This is a genomic window from Sulfurimonas sp., from assembly GCF_047622445.1.
Taxonomy (GTDB): domain Bacteria; phylum Campylobacterota; class Campylobacteria; order Campylobacterales; family Sulfurimonadaceae; genus Sulfurimonas.
The window spans coordinates 64,592-82,048 of the sequence record NZ_JBLHOE010000002.1; the positions used below are offsets into that span (position 1 = coordinate 64,592).

Sequence of the window (17,457 nt, forward strand, 5' to 3'; positions counted from 1 at the left end):
TTACAAAATGGATGTTTCTATCATCACTAGTTGGTATCATGATTGGTGCCATTGTTACTGGTTTTTTAAAAATCCTTTTGATAGCTGAAAATAGCAGATCTGAACTTGGCTTTAATTATTACTATTTACTTCCTTTTGCTTTGATGTTGACTGTATGGCTCATCCGTACTTTTGCTCCTAGTGCTGCAGGTCATGGAACAGAAAAAGTTATTGAAGCTGTTCATAAACATGATGGAAATATAGACGTCAAAGTTATCCCCGTTAAATTACTCGCAACAATTTTAAGTATTTTTACAGGTGCTTCAGTTGGTAAAGAAGGGCCAGGTGCTCAAATAGGTGCCGGTGCTGCATCATATATTTCTAAATTATTAAAATTTTCCGCACAAGATAGAAAAAAATTGGTCATTTGCGGGATAAGTGCAGGTTTCGCATCGGTGTTTGGTACGCCGATAGCTGGAGCTATTTTTGGAGTTGAAGTGCTGATTATCGGACTCATCATGTATGATGTTTTACTCCCCTCGATTATAGCTGGTTTTGCGGCTTTTACAACAGCCCAATTACTAGGCATTGAGTATACATATTTTGATTTACGCTTTTATCAAAGTGTTGAGTTGGATTTACCTCTTATTGCCATGGTTGTTGTGGCGGGCTTATTTTTTGGACTTGTATCAGATATGGTTGTTACCTCGATATCTAAGGTTCACAAATATATAAAATCCTTAGCTTTTAATGAGTACCTAAAAGCTTTTGCAGGTGGTTTACTTTTAGTGATTTTGACTTTAATACTTGGTGAACAATATTTAGGTCTAGGTCTTGAGACAATTAAAGATGCGCTGGACCCAAATATGGTTAATGCAGAAAGTTTACCTTGGTATGATTTTTTATTAAAAACTCTTTTTACAGCAGTTTCGCTTGGTTCTGGTGGAAGCGGGGGTGTAATTACTCCTATATTTTATATAGGTGCCACAAGTGGACATTTCTTTGGTAATTTAATAGGAAGTGAGTATATTACTCTTTTTGCTGCACTTGGCTTTGTGAGTGTTTTAGCTGGAACAACCAATACTCCTCTTGCATCGATAATTATGTCAGTTGAGCTGTTTGGTATTGAGATGGTTCATTACGCGGCAATTAGTGTTGTTATTAGCTTTCTTATAACTGGACACAGAAGTATTTTCCCCTCCCAAAAAATTGGAATGAGAAAATCTGAGATGCTGGATGTGAAGATTGGTGAAGTGATAGATGACATAGATGTTGAGCTTGAAAATCATGAAAAAAATAAGATAGATAGAATAAAAAATAGAATTAAAGAAAAAAGAGAAAATCTTTATAAAAAGAGAAATAAGCACAATAAAAATGACAAGTAATTTTAATGATGAACTTCATTCTTTAATATTAAGTGAAGATGGAACATATACAGCGTATTCCAAAGAGTATGATGAACATTATCACTCAACTAAAGATGGAGCTTTATATGAGTCTTTAGTAAAACACGTAATTCCAGCTTTAAAATTTCAAAAAGACAAAGATGAAATAAATATTTTAGATATTTGCTTTGGCTTAGGTTTTAATACATTAGCAACTATCCACTATGTACAAAAAAATGGTATAAAATCAAATATAAATATTTATTCGCCAGAGTTAGATACTCAACTTGTATTTTCACTCAATGATTTCACATATCCAGAAGAATTCAAAGAGATAGAACATATCATTAGCTCTTTAGTAGAAAGTGGAAAATATGATGATGAGCAATTTCATATAGAAGTCTTTCTAGGTGATGCTCGTAAGTATATTTTAGATTTTGAAGAAGAGAAGTTTGATATAGTGTATCAAGATGCTTTTTCACCAACTACAAATCCTATACTTTGGACACAAGAATACTTTAGGGATATTCGAAAAATTATCAAAAATGATGGAATTCTAACTACGTATTCAATAGCTCTAGCGACGAGATTAGCTTTATATGAAAATGGCCTTAAAATTTATCTCAATGAAGGGGAGGGCTTTAGAAAATCTACCCTTGCTTCCCCATCTAGTATAGAAACTTTAAAAGAAGTAAATATGCAACATAAGATTACTTGCAACCCAGATGCTAGATCACTTAGGGATTAATCACACTTAAAAATTCTTCACCGTATTGTTCAAATTTCTTTTCCCCAACACCATTGACTTCAAGCATACTTACCTTGTCATGAGGTTTTTCATTCGCTAGGTGTTTAAGTGTCTTATCTCCAAAAATGATGTAAGCCGGAACACCTTTTTCACTTGCAAGTTCTGATCGTTTCATTCGTAGTTCTTCAAAAAGTTCTTCATCATAATCAAAATCTTCTTTTTGTTTTACTTTTTTCACTTTTTTATCTACATCAAGACGGGAAGATTTTATATCTACAACTTTAAGTGATTTTAAAATCTTTACTGCATCATCCGTAAGTTTTAAAGCAGAGAATTCACCAATAGTGACAATGCGTAATTCAAGTAATCTCTCAAGAACGATAAACCATTCTTTTTTACTGAGATTGGTACCAATCCCATACATAGATAGTTTATCTGCATCATTGGCTAAAAGTTTTTGCTCTTTTGAACCGCGTAAAATATCGACAATATAATTTTTTCCAAAATTTTGAGAAGTCTTATAGATAGCACTAAGTATCATTTGAGATTCTTTTGTAATATCTTGTCTTTTAGAATCGGTATTTAAACAGTTATCGCACCTAGTTGAACAAGGATCAAGTTCATTGTCAAAGTACTCTGCTAATTGTTGATGAAAACATATTTCAGATGTTGAGTATTTATATATTCCATCTATTTTTGTTTCGAGATGTGCACGATAGTCATGGTTGTCAATTTGGTGCAAAAATTGTTTTTGCATTACCATATCGGCTGCATTAAAAAGGAGTAACACTTCACTGTCTTCACCATCACGACCAGCACGACCAATCTCTTGGTAGTAATTTTCCTGAGACTTTGGTAAAGACATATGCACTACAAAACGGATATCACTTTTATCTATTCCCATACCAAAGGCGATTGTTGCAACCATAATATCTATTTTATCATTGACAAAGATTTTAAAGTTTTGTTCACGTATATGGTTGGGTAGTCCTGCATGGTATGCTAAGGATTTGTAACCTTTTGTATTTAAAGAAGCACTCAACTCCTCAGCTTTTTTTCGTGAACTTACATAGATGATACCGCTTTCATTTGTATGGCGGGATAGAAAATTTTGAAGTTGTGGATAACCATTTGATATTCGTCTCTCAGCAGAAATAAAAAGATTTTTACGAAATACTTTTCCTCGAAGTAAAAGAGGATTGTCAAGTTTGAGTTGTCCAATTATATCATCTGTAACATTATCAGTTGAAGTTGCAGTAAAGGCACAAATAGTAGTATTTGGGAAGTTGTGTTTCAAGTTCCCAAGTGCTCTGTAGTCATCACGAAACTCATGACCCCATTGAGAGATACAATGTGCTTCATCTATTACAAAAAAGTTTATATCAAGTGTGTTGAGTAAGTTATACGTCCATTGTGTATTAAGACGTTCTGGTGAGAGATAAAGAAACTTTAACTGTTTCATCCGAAGTTGGTAAAGTATCTCTTCTATTTCATCTTGGCTTTGTGCAGAACTTATCATATCTGCTTGGATATTTTGTGCTTTAAGAGCAGCAACTTGATCTTGCATGAGCGCAATGAGTGGTGAAATAACTATACTTACACCATCTTTCATCAGAGTAGGAAGTTGAAAAACAAGTGACTTTCCTCCACCTGTTGGGAGTATCATCATTAAGTCACGATTTTCTAGAATCGCATCCACACCTTCTTCTTGAAACTCGCGAAAGTTATTGTGACCGAAATTGTCTTTTAAGACTTGAAGTTTATTTTCTCTCAATGATTAGTAGATAGCTGAGATTGCATCAACTTCATTCCATGAAAGTGATGTAGATTTCTGATGTGCGATAATATGAGAGACATAACGTGCAAACATATCTGTCTCAACATTGACTTTTGAACCTCTTTTATAGTTCTTAAAAAGTGTTTCTTTCATAGTATGAGGAATAATTGTAAGTCTAAAGTTTTCCGCATTTACATCATTTACAGTAAGACTGACACCATCAATAGTGATAGAACCTTTAGGAACGACAAACGGGATGAATTTTTTAGGCAGTTTGATAAAAACATCAAATGAGTTTCCACTGTTTTTTATCTCTGTCACTTCCCCAATACAATCCACATGCCCCTGAACAATATGCCCTTCAAATCTATCCCCCATCATCATAGCAGGCTCTATATGTACTTCGCCGCTATAGTTATCCATTGCAAGTAAGTTTTGGGACTCTGGTGAGAGTTCTACTGCAAAGCCATCATTTAAAACTTTGACTACAGTCAAACATGCTCCGTTGATAGCGATAGAATCACCAAGCCCACCTTTATATTTTGCTTTAATACTTAATGTACTTCCCACTAAACTTTTAACAGTTGCGATTTCTCTAATTAATCCTGTGAACATTTTACTTCTCTCTATTGGTATGATTTTTAGTGTGAGACTTGGTTTTTTCCATTATCTTTAGCTTTATTGAGTGCTTTACTAAGTGTATTTATAAGTGTGTTTAAATCAGAATTTGCAGATCTACTCGATACGCCGATACTAACAGTAACTTGTCCAACATCGTCGAAAAAAAACTCTTCAATTTTATTACATATTTCTTCTGATTTTTCAATCATTTCATCTAAAGAAGTATTTTCTTCAATAATAATAATAAAAGTATCTCCAGCCCATCTTCCTAAAAAGTCACCACTTTTTGTTAATCTTTTAAATTGTTTACTTATTTGTACTAAAACTTGATTGGCAATAGCAATATTGAATTTTTCATTTAATGTTTTAAAGTTATCTATATCTATAGCGAGTATTGAAAATGGAGTTCTTTTTTCTATTAAATTATTTACAGTACTTTCACACTTTAAACGATTTGGTAAAGATGTGAGAGCATCAGTTTCAGAAATAGTTTTAAGATTTTCATTTAGCTGCATTAATTGAAGTTGTTGATTATCACTTTGGCTCATAATATGATTTAATCGTTTTTCATTTTTTTCATTTGTCTTTAATAGTATTTTTACAAATTCTTTTACGTCATTATCTAAGGCATCTAATTTTTTTTGTATATTTTCGGTAATAGTAATCATTTTGAACCTTTTTATAATAACAAATTATATGATATTAAGTATGAAATGATGTTTAAAAAACGATTTTTCCGTCTTCTTGAAGACCTTGAATAATTTGTTTCGCTTTTTCATGACCTTTATAAGCTGCTTTTCTACATAAGTCTAGTGCTTTATCATGATCTTGCTCACATCCTATACCTTGGTCGTAAAGCATACCAAGATTATATAAGCCCTGCGCTAAGCCACCTTCAGCTGCACGAGAAAAACATATAAATGTTCTTGCTTCATCTTTATCAACCCCATGTCCTTCTTTGTAAAGAGCACCTAGGTTATTAAAAGACTCTAAGTGCCCACGTTTTGCACCTTCTTCGTACCAAAAAGCAGCCTCGGAGTAGTTTTGCATACAGCCAAGACCACGTTCTAGCATAAGTGCGACTTCATACATCGCTGGTGGTACATCTCTTGTAGCTGCTTCCATATGTAAATCGTGTGCTTTAAATTGGTCATGTGTTACACCACCGACTCCATTAGCATAAAGTATGGCAAGATTAAAAAGTGCATAGGGCTGTTTTGCTTCTGCCGCTTTTGTATATAGCTCTAAAGATTTCAATTCATCTTTCTCGCACCCTTGCTCTTTTTGGTACATAAATGCTAAAGATGTTTGTGCGTCGGGATTGCCTTCTCGTGCAAGTTTCGTGTAAAGCTCAAGTGCTGTTGTATAGTCTTGTTTATTGTACGCATCGTGTGCAGTTTGTATCATTATTTTTCCAAATTTTCTTTATAATTGAAGTGTATAACTTATAAAGCTTAATTAATTTTGTTTATATTATGCAAATTATACGTAAAAATGATAAAATTCGCATTAATATTTTAAGAGCGGTGAAATAATGAATTATGATGTAATAGTAGTTGGTGGTGGTCATGCTGGTGTAGAAGCATCACTATCGAGTGCCCGAATGGGTAATAAGACTCTAATGGTTTCAATGTTAGCTGAAAATGTGGGTGCAACATCTTGTAATCCTGCTGTTGGTGGTTTAGCTAAAGGGCATTTAGTTCGTGAACTTGATGCTCTTGGTGGCCAAATGGGGCTTATCACAGATGAGGCAGGAATTCAGTTTCGAATTCTTAACCAGACAAAAGGTCCAGCAGTTCGTGGAAGTCGCGCTCAGATTGATATGGATAAGTATCGTGTTATTGCAAGAAACGTGGTTTTAAATACTCCAAACTTAGAACTTGTTCAAGAGATGGTGGAATCTTTGGTTATTGAGGATAAGACTGTTGTTGGCGTAAAAACAGACCTTGGTAATGAATATAGTGCAAAGAAAGTTATTATTACATCAGGTACTTTTTTAAATGGAATTATTCACATCGGTGAAGTACAAAAACCTGCTGGTCGTTTTGGCGAGGAAAGAAGTGTAGGACTTAGTGATTCGTTAAGAAATGATTGTGAACTTACAGTTGAGAGACTTAAAACTGGAACATGTGCAAGAGTAGATAGCTCAAGTATTGATTTCTCAGTGATGGAAGAGCAGGGTGGAGATGAACTCCCAAGTCCATTTAGTTTTAGAACAAATCGTGAGGAATTCCGAGCAAATAAAAAGCAACTTCCTTGTTACATCGCGTATACAAATGAAACTACACATGAGATTATAGAATCAAACTTTTATAGAGCACCACTGTTCACTGGTCAAATAGAGGGTAATAGCCCACGTTATTGTCCGAGTATAGAAGATAAAGTAGATAAGTTTCGAGATAAAGACAGACACCACCTTTTCATAGAACCACAAACAATGGACAACACGGAGTGCTATATAAATGGTATGAGTACGTCTATGCCACCAGAAGTTCAACGTCAGATGATTGCTTCAGTGAAGGGAATGGAAAATGCAAAAATTGTACGTTATGGGTATGCAATCGAGTATGATTTTGTAGATCCTCGTGAATTAAGACATACGCTAGAGACAAAGAAAATATCTGGACTCTATTTAGCAGGCCAGATAAATGGTACTACAGGTTATGAAGAAGCAGCTGCTCAAGGCTTAATGGCAGGGATAAATGCATCTTTAAGTATCCAAGATAAAGAGCCTTTGATCCTCAGACGTGATGAAGCATACATAGGTGTTTTAATTGATGACCTTGTTACTAAAGGTACAAAAGAGCCGTATAGAATGTTTACTTCACGTGCAGAGTACAGACTGTTACTCCGAGAAGAGTCAGCAGACACGAGACTGAGTAGATACGGTCATGATCTTGGATTAATCAACGATGATCTTTATGAAGCGGTGAAGTTAAAAGATACACAGATTAAAGCTGGTGCACAATTACTTGAAGATACAAAGTTTACTCCAAACAAAGAGTTTATAGCGAAGCTTGAAGCTATGAATGAACAGCCTATAAAAGATATTTCAACTGCCCAACAGCTTGTTGCTCGTAAGACTTTTGATGTTGCAAAAATGCTTCAAATAGTTCCAGAGTTAGCACAGTATAATGATTATATACGAGAAGAGATTTTAGTTGAAGGAAAGTACGCTCGTTATATTGATAAGCAAAGTGAAGAGATACAAAGAATGAAAAAGTATCTTAAAGTTGCAATTCCTGAAGGTTTTGACTTTAAATCGATTAGTGGTCTTTCTCGTGAGGTTGTAGAAAAATTAGAAGCTTTTAACCCTCCAACACTGCAAGCAGCAATGAATATAAGTGGTATAACTCCAGCAGCGATAGAAATTATACATGTCTATATGAGAATAGCTAAGAAAAAAGAAAAAATGCATACTTGATAAATTACTATCTAAACTAGAAAATATTTGATAAGCTATTTGAGAAACTCTCTATATTTTATCAAGCTGTTTTATAATTTTATGTTATAAAATGTACTAAAAATATTAAATTACCATGGTATACTAGTAGATAATAGTAACACAATAGTAAATAGTTTAAGAAAACAATTCAAATATTGATCATTTTACACAAATTTAACACTCTTTTAATACTTCTAAAGTTATAATTAAGTTTAAGAAAAATTATAAGTTAAGCGAGAGAGTATGAAGAATAATGGCCGTAGAGGTTTTATGGGTATGGCATTTGGTGCTGTTGCAGCAGTCGGTGCTATTGGCTCATTAGTTGCAATGAAGAAATCTTGGGATCCTCTCCCAAGTGTTAAAGCCGCAGGTTTTACAACTCTTGATATGTCAATTTATGAAGAAGGTTTAATGGTAACTGAGAAATGGAGAGGGAAACCTATCTTTGTTCTTAAAAAATCAGCAGCAGTTATGAAAGAAGAAGAAGGTAACCCTGACGCTCAAGCAAGAAATATCAAAATTGGTAATGATAATTTTATGGTTGCTATTGGTTTGTGTACACACTTAGGTTGTATTCCAGCATTTAGAAAACATAAAAATGACTTTTTATGTGCATGTCATGGTGGACAGTTTTCTGCAGCTGGACTTGTGACAAAAGTACCGCCTCCACGTGGACTTGATATCCCTCCATTTAAGATTGATGGGAACATGTTAGTACTAGGTGAACAAGGTCCTGAATGGACAATGATGAAAGAAAATGGCGTTACGCTTTAATAAAGGAAAATAATGGCACATTTTACAAAAGCAACAAGTGTTAAAGATTGGTTCAACCAACGTTTAGCGATTGAAAAAGTTGAAAAAGTTATGGGTTCTGAGTATTGGATTCCAAAAAACATTAACTTCTTGTGGGCAATGGGTATGGTTCTTGTAATCACTTTTGCACTACTTGTCGTTTCAGGTATATTTTTATTAATGTACTATGTACCTACAGTTGATGAAGCATTCGATAGTGTAAACTATACAATAATGAGAGAAGTTGATTTTGGTTGGTTATGGAGACATGTGCATGGTGTTGCGGCATCTGTTGTATTTTTAATCATCTACATTCACATGTTTACAGGTATCTACTACGGTTCTTATAAAAAAGGTCGTGAGATGATTTGGATCTCTGGTATGCTTCTTTTTGTTGCATTCTCAGCAGAAGCATTTTCAGGATACATGTTACCATGGGGTCAAATGTCTTACTGGGCTGGTATGGTTATTACTAACCTTTTCTCCGGTGGTTCACTTCATGCAGATGGTTTAGTTGAATGGATTCGTGGGGATTATGTTCCTGCTCAAGCATTCTTAGGCCGTTTCTTTATGTTGCATGTACTTCTTATTCCTTTGGCTATCATTGGTCTAATTGCACTTCACTTTGGAGCCTTAAGAATCCCTCACGTAAATAATCAAGATGGTGAAGAGATCGATTTTGAGGCAGAGTCTAAAAAGTATTTAGCTGGCGATAAAGCTGGTTCAAAAGTTATGAGATTTGCAAATGACTTTATGTCTAAAGATATGATGGTTGTTGGAGTTTATTTAATATTCTTCTTTTATCTTGTATTCTATAACTATGGTTTTGCTATGGATCCTGTAAACTTTGATCCGGCTAATGGTCTTAGTACTCCAGCACATATTTACCCTGAGTGGTATTTCTTATGGTCTTATGAGATTTTACGTCCGTTCTCTATCGATTTAGGTCTGATTCTTTTTGCTTTTGCTCAGGTTATTTTTGTTTTTCTTCCATTCTTGGACAGAAGTCCAAATGCAGTAGCAGCAAATCGTCGTGGTAAAGCGTTTATGATTTGGTTCTGGTTGATGCTATCAAATATGATAGTTCTGACAGCTATGGGTAAATTACCTCCAGAAGGTATTTTTAGTACTATTGGTTTTGTTTCGGCTGTGTTATTTGTAGCACAATGGGTAGCACTACCATTTATTACTTCACGTGAAGCAAAAGTATAAGGGGAATATGATGAAAAATAATGAAACAATAATTTTAGCAGTAATCGTGTTCTTCTCACTTCTTACTTACTATCTTGTCGAGCCTTATGCTCACCATGTTTTACATAAGCATGTAGAAAGTGAGAAATTTGAATATGTAGATTTACCACTTATCACTAAAACAGGTGATGTAACTCGTGGTCAAGACTTAGTTATGGGTGCAGGTGCATGTGTTGGTTGTCACGCAATTGAGTCAATTGGTATGGCGGCTTCTATGGAACCACAAATGGCAGCAGCTGCTTATGGTGTTAATCCACCGGATTTAAGTAATGCTGGTGTTATCTATAATGACAAATTTTTAGCAGATCTTATTAAAAATCCTGCTCACGCGTTAAAAGTTGAACACGTATTTTATGAAGGTGGTAAAACACACCCAATGAGCTCATTTTATGGAGCTGGTGGAGATATCGATCAAGAGATAGCAGATATGGTTGCTTATTTCAAGTCTATAGCAGTGAAGCAAGAAGACTTAACGCCTAAAATGGCATATGAAAATGCTTGTGGTAGATGTCATGCAGTGAGATATGAAAACTGGACACAAATGGGAGATAAGCCAACTTTTAAACATAAAAAAGACACGTTGGCATATGAAATCAAAGTCTTAGAATATGAAGATTCTATTAAATCTTATATGGGTAAATTACCTCCAGATTTAAGTATGTATATCCGTTCACGTTCAGATAGTTTCTTACGTACGTTCATTGAAAATCCTCAAAATCATTTAGCTGGAACTGCTATGCCAAGAACTGGTGTAAGTTCAGAGACTGCTGATAAAGTTATTGAGTATATGAAAGACGCTGGAGACACTAAACGTCACGAGAGAGAAGAAATCGCTATTAATGTTATGATTTATATTGTAATATTTGCATTATTCGCTTTTCTTTGGAAAAAACAAGTATGGAGAGACTTACATTAAATAGTCCACTAAAGAGAGTAATCTCTTTAGTCCACTTCTATCCCAAAGTCTAGTACTGGGAATTACTAAATTATTCTCAGTGAAATCTTGACTCCTTTGGAGTCAGATTCTTTTCCTCCTTATACAAATTAAGCTATAATTTCTTTATGAGATTCAGAGACTTAAAAAAACAATCAAACAAAAATAACCAAACAACAGATAAAAAACAAACAATAAATCCTACATACTATATATATAGAATTAAAGCATTAATAGTAGACCTTTTTATGATCTATATGCCAATTATGTACATAATGACATATGGTGTACTTGATGGAAAAGAAGCGCTACAAGGTTCAAGTATTGCTCCTCTGATTGCTACTATAATATATGGATTCATTTATGCAGCTTTTTTATCACGAACGGGACAAACACCAGGAAAAAAAGCGTATGAAATAAAAGTTGTAGATTCAAAAACTTTTGAAAATATTGGTTTTTTTAGAGCATTCTTACGTTTTTTTGTCTTTTTATTTACTGTAACTACTCTCATTGGACTGTTCTTGCCTGTGTTAAGAAAAGATAACAAACTATTGCATGATATACTTCTAAGTACTACAATAAAGGCATTTCCTAGTTTAGAAAAGTAAATGAGATATCAAAAATATATCACATTATGAATAGAAATGTATCAAAAGTAAACAAAGTGTAAATAAACCTCCACGTTTAAACTTCATTTAAAATAACAATCATTATAATAGTCTTGTCTCAAATACATTACGGTGTGAGTTTTAGTAAGCGATTTTACTAATTTCATTAACTATCACTTCATATTAAGTGGTGTAAAAACAAACAAGGAAATTAAATGAAAAAAATTATATTATCAGTTGCTGTAGCAACTATGGCACTAACAACAGCGGCGGCAGCTTTAGAAGATATCAAAGTTAATGGTCAAGCTAAATTATGGTACGAAACTAATAATGGTGGTACTAACGGTATGTTCAATAAAGATGGTGCTTCAGGGGAAGTAGTATTTAAATTAGGCGTTACTGGTAAGCAAGGTAATGTTGGCTTCGGTGCTACTGTATACCAAACATCTACAATGGGTCTTGAAGGTACATTAGTAAGTGGTGTTAGAAGTCCTTCTCAAGGCTTGACTGGTGATGGTGAAATGTATACAGGTGAAATGTATATTACAGCTCCTGTAGGCGCAAAAACTTTACTTAAAGTAGGTAAGCAAGAATTAGATACTCCTTTAGCGTTTACTGAAAGATGGAATGCAACTCCAAATACTTTTAATGCTGCAGTAGCTATCAATAATTCAATTGATAACTTAACTGTAGTTGCTGCTTTCGTTGGTCAAGGTAATACTGGTGAAGTGGTAAGCCGTTATGCAGGTACTTCTGTATATGCTCTAGGTGCATTATATAAAAATGATGCTTTAGCTGTAAATGTTTGGGGATATGAATTATCTTCACTTGCAAAAGCAGTATGGTTTGATGCTTCTCTGAAAGCTGGTCCAGTAGCTCTTAAAGGTGTAGCAGTTCAAATGATGCCAGCTGCTAGTGGTGTTGATGATACTACAGCATTCGCATTACAAGCTAAAATGAAAGTTGCTTCAGTTAACCTATATGCTGCTGCTTCAACAGTTAGTGATGGTAATACAGGTTCAATGGCAGTAGGTAATACAGCAACTGCTAACAAGAAAGACAAACTAGGAACTGATGGTGTTTATACTGATGGTAGATATGTTTCAATACCAGGTTCAACTGCTTTTAAAATCAAAGCTTCAGGTAAATTAGCTGGAACAGGTCTTGCATTACAGTATATAAATAATTCAAATGACGTAACTCCTGCTCAAGGTGATATGTCAGAAATCGATTTAATTGTTAGTAAAAAACTAGGTGATTTCAATATGAAAGCTATCCTAATGCATCGTGATGGTGAAGTTGGTGCTTCTAGTATGGCTGATGGTGATGCTCAACAACACGTTCGTGTTATCGCTTCTGTAAACTTCTAGAAATTTCTAGAACTACAGAATCCTCCAAGCTTCGGCTTGGAAATCTTCAAAAAAACTCATTTCTCTTCATCTTTCTTCAAATTTAACTTATTTGGTATAAAATTTAATTTTCTTTAGTATAATACTCTCAAATCAAATAAGAGAGACTTTATGAAAAAAATAGCTTTATCAACTTTAATCATGCTAAGTATGATTTTTATTTCTTGTTCTAGAATTCCATTTGAAGTAAAAAAACCAATTGAAGATGCATCATTAGTATATGTGTATGCAGTTCCTGCAATCGATACAGAAAGAATTACAAAATATAAAATATCTATTAATGGAAAAGATACAAAAGGCTTTATAGGTGCAGATGAATATGTAACTTATGATCTTAAATCTATGCAGATAACTATGGCTGCTATAAGAAATGACATAGAAAAACAAGAAGTTTCTTTAAATCTTGAAGCAGGACAATCGTATTATCTTAAAGTGAGAAGTTTTTCAGATGATTTTGCAAAATTTAATTTCACTTTAGTTGATGAAGCTACAGCATTAGAAGACTTAAAAACAACAACCCTTGCCGGTGCGTACAGTAAAGAAGATAACATTATAGAAGCACTTATTCTTCCAAAAAAAGATACAAATAAAGCATTAGTACAAAAAGAAGGTGCTGTTGCTGGAATGACTGCAGAAGAACTTGATGCTCTTATAGATAAAAAAGTAGCAGAGAGATCTGTAAGTCCAGAGGTAGTAACGAAAGCTAATCCATCTGTAACAAGAACAAGTTCAAAGCTTGATGATGTTAGAAAGGCCTATGAAATGAAAAAAGACGGACTTTTAACAGATGTAGAGTTTATGGATATGAAGTCTGAGATATTAGCGAAGTAAATTATATTTATATTAGCTTCAAATAACAATAGTATAATTTTTAGATAGATATTTGAGTGATTATATAGGATTAATATGCTAATAGATAGTTATGACAGAGTAGTAGACTATTTACGTGTCTCAGTAACTGAGCGATGTAACTTTAGATGTACTTACTGCATGCCTGAGAAACCTTTTTCTTGGGTACCTAAAGAAAACCTCCTTACCTTCGAAGAACTTTTTGAGTTTATGAAAGTTGCAATAGATGAAGGTGTTAAAAAAATCCGTATTACCGGTGGTGAACCACTTCTTCGTGAAGGTCTAGATAAGTTCATAAAAATGATTTATGACTATGAGCCAAAAGTAGACTTAGCGATGACAACAAATGCTTACTTACTTAAGGGTGCTGCTCAAAGATTAAAGGATGCTGGACTTAAACGTATTAACGTAAGCATAGATACTCTTATCCCTTCAGTAGCGCAAGATATAGCCGGTAAAGATGTTTTAAAAAATGTCTTGGCAGGTGTTGAAGAGGCTTTAAAAGTTGGACTAAAAGTAAAAGCTAACATGGTTCCAATGAAAGGTGTAAATGCGAACGAGATACTTAATGTACTTGAGTATTGTAAAGAGCGTAATATATCTGTAAGATTCATTGAGTACATGGAAAATAAGCATGCAAAAGAAGATATTAAGGGGATGAAGTCTCCCGAACTTCTAGCACATTTACGTGAAAAATATACATTTTCTGATGATGGATTTGATGGTACTTCTCCGTCTCATTATTATACACTAGAAGATGGATATAGATTTGGAATTATAGAACCATATGAAGATGACTTTTGTAAAAAATGTAATCGTATTCGTCTCACTGCGGAGGGTAATCTTATCCCATGTCTTTACTTTGATGAAGCTATGAGTATCTCTGAGTCTATTAAAGCTGGCGATATAAAAGGTGCTGCATTAGTCTTAAAAGAAGTAGTACGTACTAAACCTGAAAAAAACCGCTGGGGCGGTGAAGATGGTGAAGTATCATCTCGAGCTTTTTATGAAACTGGTGGCTGATGATATACTTAGTTGAACATTTCTATTCTATCCAAGGAGAGGGTAAGTATACTGGTACTCCATCACTCTTCCTACGATTCGGTGGATGTAACATGAAGTGTGAGGGTTTTGGCTGTAGTGAAACATCTAGAACTGGTGTTGATGTTAGAGGCTGTGATACTGTTTACGCTGTAAATAAAGAGCACTTTTCTCATTCTTGGATACCAATTACTTCTGTACAAGAACTCTTAAATATATTGGACAAATATGAGCTTCCTAATGCTGTAGACATTGTTCTAACAGGTGGGGAACCTCTTATTTATGCAAATGACCTAATCTTTGTAGATTTTTTAAACGCGTTACATAAAAATGGGCATAAAATATGTTTTGAGACGAATGGATCTTTAGACGTTGATTTTGAAAAATACCCTGTGTATAAAGAATGTATTTTTGCACTTTCAGTGAAACTTTCAAATTCAGGTGAAAATTTAAAGAAGCGAGTCAATGGAGATATTATTTTTTCACTTGCTTCTTCTTCAAAAGAATCTTTTTTTAAATTTTCAATTGATAGAAACTCAATCAATCTTGGTTTAGAAGAAGAAATAGAAGATGTACTTATCCATTCTCCATCTACTCCTGTGTATTGTATGCCAGTTGGTGGCTCAAAAAAAGAAGTTGAAAGAAATACCGAGCCGCTTATAGAATTTTGTAAAGCAAAAGGGTATAATTTTTCAGATAGATTGCATATAAGAATATGGGATAAAAATAAGGGTGTTTAGGAGCATGTTATGATAATTAGAAAACTGTTTAAATTTGAAAATGCTCACATAGTTCGTGGATGTTCTACTGTTAGATGTAGAAGCTCCATACATGGGCACTCTTACAAGGTAGAGTTACTCTTTGAATCAAACTTTTTAGATAATGGACAAATGGTTTATGATTTTGGCTTAATGAAACAGAATATGAAAGATTTAATAGACTCTTTTGATCATTCTATAAGTATTTGGGATCAAGATGAAAAAGAGTATGTTGAAGATATGAAAAAGTATTCCGATAGATGGGTATCACTTCCAGTTTCGCCATCGGCAGAACAACTCTCACGTGTACTTTTTGTAGTTATAGATAAACTCTTACATCAAACAAGTACTATTAATGGTGAAAAAAATGTATCTTTAAATAGCATCATAGTACATGAAACAGCTACTGGTTATGCACAATGTTTTGAAGAGGATGCTTACAGTAAACAAATGGGTGAAATAAAATTAAATGAGATAGTATTTTCACCTACTGTACTAAGTGATTGGAAAGATGAAAAATTATTTGAAAAGCTCAAAGAAGGACAAAACTTTCTTAATCCAAGAAGTGTTTAGGTACCACTTCTTAAATCGCTTGGCACTTCTTTTGTAAAAGTAAAACGTGTTGGTATAATATTTACTTGAGTCTCTGAATCCAACTGCTCACACTCTTCATCTATCATAATATAAGCATTAGCATGTCCAAGTGGTGAAACCATCCCTGGAGCAAATATAGCACAATGAATGAAAAATTCACCATCAAAAAAGCCAGGAACTAAAGTTCTTTTTCCTTTTCTAAGTTTATAAGTATCTTTCATTTTTGCTTTAATTGGGTTAAGGTACTTTGATCTCGCACCGCCAAGTGCTAAGATGATACTTTGTCCAAAGAGCTCAAAATTCAAAGCTGCTGCAAGTGGATTTCCAGGTAAGTTTAATACCATCGTGTCTCCAATTTTACCAACTGTTGTTGGCTTACCAGGTTTAATAGCTATCTTGTCAAAGAATACTTCACAGCCAAAAGCCGCAAAGGCTTCTTTTGTAAAGTCAGCATCGCCAACACTCACTCCACCACTGGTAATAATAAGGTCTGAGCTGAGGGCACTTTGAATATGGGCTTTTAAATCCTCCATAGTATCAACAGCAGTACCTATAAAGTCAACTTCGCAGCCAAGTTCCAATACACGTGAAAAAAATGTTGGAGTATTTGTGTTGTAGAGTTGATGTGATTCTACATTTTCAAAGTGCATTTTTAACTCACTTCCTGATGCGAAAAGTGCTATCTTAGGTTTTTTATGTACTTTAACATGACTAATCCCTTGGGATGCTAAGAGTGTAATTTGATGGGCATGAAGTTTTTCTCCACAAGTGAGTAAGTTATCGCCAACTCTTATATCTTCACCTGAGAGTCGAATATGTTTTGATTTTTGTAAGTTATCTGGAAGTACTACTCCGTTGATGTGTCCTTTTGTATCCTCAACTGGAACAATACATTCACACCCCACTGGAATTCTTGCACCTGTCATGATTTTTATAGCATATGTTGGTTCTAATATTTCGCTTGAATCATCTCCAGCAAAAATTGTATGTGTAACTTTTACAGCCTTCCCAGAATCACAGAGCTTAACAGCATAACCATCCATAGCAGAGTTGTCAAATGGGGGCAAGTTGAGTGTGGCAACTACATTTTGCGCTAAAATACAACCAAGTGCTTGTTCAAGTGGTAGGATTTTAACAGATGTTGGAGATACATTTTTGTATATAATATCAAGTGCTTCTTCTACTTTTATTGCCATGTTGACCTCTTAAAGAATTATTATTGTAAAATTCCACTATGAATGAAATGTATGATATGAGTATTGTAAC

17 protein-coding genes are annotated in these 17,457 nt (G+C 34.2%); 12 read left to right on the forward strand and 5 right to left on the reverse strand.

The features are described from left to right. Positions 1-11 precede the first annotated feature (11 nt). Positions 12-1,364 carry a chloride channel protein gene (locus ACI9TV_RS01000; RefSeq protein ID WP_415248894.1) on the forward strand — a complete coding sequence of 451 codons (1,353 nt, stop codon included), beginning with the start codon at positions 12-14 and terminating at the stop codon, positions 1,362-1,364. Then, the gene (locus ACI9TV_RS01005) at positions 1,354-2,112 is read left to right on the forward strand and encodes a tRNA (5-methylaminomethyl-2-thiouridine)(34)-methyltransferase MnmD (protein ID WP_415248895.1); all 759 of its coding nucleotides are present in this window, start codon (positions 1,354-1,356) and stop codon (positions 2,110-2,112) included. Before ACI9TV_RS01000 ends, ACI9TV_RS01005 begins: the two co-directional genes overlap by 11 nt. Here the strand turns inward: ACI9TV_RS01005 and recQ are convergent. From recQ to ACI9TV_RS01025, 4 genes are read right to left on the reverse strand one after another with little or no spacing between them, the layout of a single operon-like run. Then, complete coding sequence (gene recQ, locus ACI9TV_RS01010) at positions 2,102-3,886, reverse strand: DNA helicase RecQ (RefSeq protein ID WP_415248896.1); 1,785 nt, start codon at positions 3,884-3,886, stop codon at positions 2,102-2,104. The two genes, ACI9TV_RS01005 and recQ, sit on opposite strands and share 11 nt — an antisense overlap. 3 nt (positions 3,887-3,889) lie before the next feature. Then, entirely contained in the window at positions 3,890-4,504 is a 615-nt protein-coding gene (locus ACI9TV_RS01015; RefSeq protein ID WP_415248897.1) for a riboflavin synthase, read from the reverse strand. Between the two features lie 26 nt (positions 4,505-4,530). After that, positions 4,531-5,178 carry a GGDEF domain-containing protein gene (locus tag ACI9TV_RS01020; RefSeq protein ID WP_415248898.1) on the reverse strand — a complete coding sequence of 216 codons (648 nt, stop codon included), beginning with the start codon at positions 5,176-5,178 and terminating at the stop codon, positions 4,531-4,533. A gap of 52 nt (positions 5,179-5,230) precedes the next feature. Next, a complete protein-coding gene (locus tag ACI9TV_RS01025) occupies positions 5,231-5,917 on the reverse strand; it encodes a tetratricopeptide repeat protein (RefSeq protein WP_415248899.1) in 687 nt (228 codons plus the stop codon). A gap of 127 nt (positions 5,918-6,044) precedes the next feature. Between ACI9TV_RS01025 and mnmG the strand changes: the two genes are divergently transcribed. The 10 genes from mnmG (at position 6,045) to ACI9TV_RS01075 (ending at position 16,170) form a co-directional block, all read left to right on the forward strand. Then, the gene (gene mnmG, locus ACI9TV_RS01030; RefSeq protein ID WP_415248900.1) at positions 6,045-7,934 is read left to right on the forward strand and encodes a tRNA uridine-5-carboxymethylaminomethyl(34) synthesis enzyme MnmG; all 1,890 of its coding nucleotides are present in this window, start codon (positions 6,045-6,047) and stop codon (positions 7,932-7,934) included. 264 nt (positions 7,935-8,198) lie between these two features. Next, a complete protein-coding gene (gene petA, locus ACI9TV_RS01035; protein WP_415248901.1) occupies positions 8,199-8,729 on the forward strand; it encodes a ubiquinol-cytochrome c reductase iron-sulfur subunit in 531 nt (176 codons plus the stop codon). A 12-nt stretch (positions 8,730-8,741) separates the two neighbouring features. After that, the gene (locus tag ACI9TV_RS01040; protein WP_415248902.1) at positions 8,742-9,959 is read left to right on the forward strand and encodes a cytochrome b; all 1,218 of its coding nucleotides are present in this window, start codon (positions 8,742-8,744) and stop codon (positions 9,957-9,959) included. Between the two features lie 10 nt (positions 9,960-9,969). Further along, positions 9,970-10,914 (forward strand): c-type cytochrome, encoded by a 945-nt coding sequence (locus ACI9TV_RS01045; RefSeq protein ID WP_415248903.1) that lies wholly within the window; start codon positions 9,970-9,972, stop codon positions 10,912-10,914. A gap of 146 nt (positions 10,915-11,060) precedes the next feature. After that, on the forward strand, positions 11,061-11,540 hold the full coding sequence (locus ACI9TV_RS01050) for an RDD family protein (RefSeq protein WP_415248904.1): 480 nt from the start codon (positions 11,061-11,063) through the stop codon (positions 11,538-11,540). Between the two features lie 215 nt (positions 11,541-11,755). Then, entirely contained in the window at positions 11,756-12,910 is a 1,155-nt protein-coding gene (locus ACI9TV_RS01055; protein WP_415248905.1) for a hypothetical protein, read from the forward strand. Between the two features lie 150 nt (positions 12,911-13,060). Continuing rightward, positions 13,061-13,780: a hypothetical protein gene (locus tag ACI9TV_RS01060; RefSeq protein WP_415248906.1), complete on the forward strand. Its 720-nt coding sequence runs from the start codon at positions 13,061-13,063 to the stop codon at positions 13,778-13,780. Between the two features lie 75 nt (positions 13,781-13,855). Beyond that, positions 13,856-14,821 (forward strand): GTP 3',8-cyclase MoaA, encoded by a 966-nt coding sequence (moaA, locus tag ACI9TV_RS01065; RefSeq protein WP_415248907.1) that lies wholly within the window; start codon positions 13,856-13,858, stop codon positions 14,819-14,821. Continuing rightward, positions 14,821-15,579, forward strand: a complete 759-nt coding sequence (locus tag ACI9TV_RS01070; protein WP_415248908.1) for a 7-carboxy-7-deazaguanine synthase QueE — start codon at positions 14,821-14,823, stop codon at positions 15,577-15,579. Before moaA ends, ACI9TV_RS01070 begins: the two co-directional genes overlap by 1 nt. A gap of 9 nt (positions 15,580-15,588) precedes the next feature. After that, positions 15,589-16,170, forward strand: coding sequence for a 6-pyruvoyl trahydropterin synthase family protein (locus ACI9TV_RS01075; protein ID WP_415248909.1), 582 nt, complete (start codon positions 15,589-15,591; stop codon positions 16,168-16,170). Here ACI9TV_RS01075 and glp read toward each other — a convergent pair. Continuing rightward, positions 16,167-17,387 carry a gephyrin-like molybdotransferase Glp gene (gene glp / locus ACI9TV_RS01080; RefSeq protein WP_415248910.1) on the reverse strand — a complete coding sequence of 407 codons (1,221 nt, stop codon included), beginning with the start codon at positions 17,385-17,387 and terminating at the stop codon, positions 16,167-16,169. The two genes, ACI9TV_RS01075 and glp, sit on opposite strands and share 4 nt — an antisense overlap. Between the last annotated feature and the right edge of the window lie 70 nt (positions 17,388-17,457).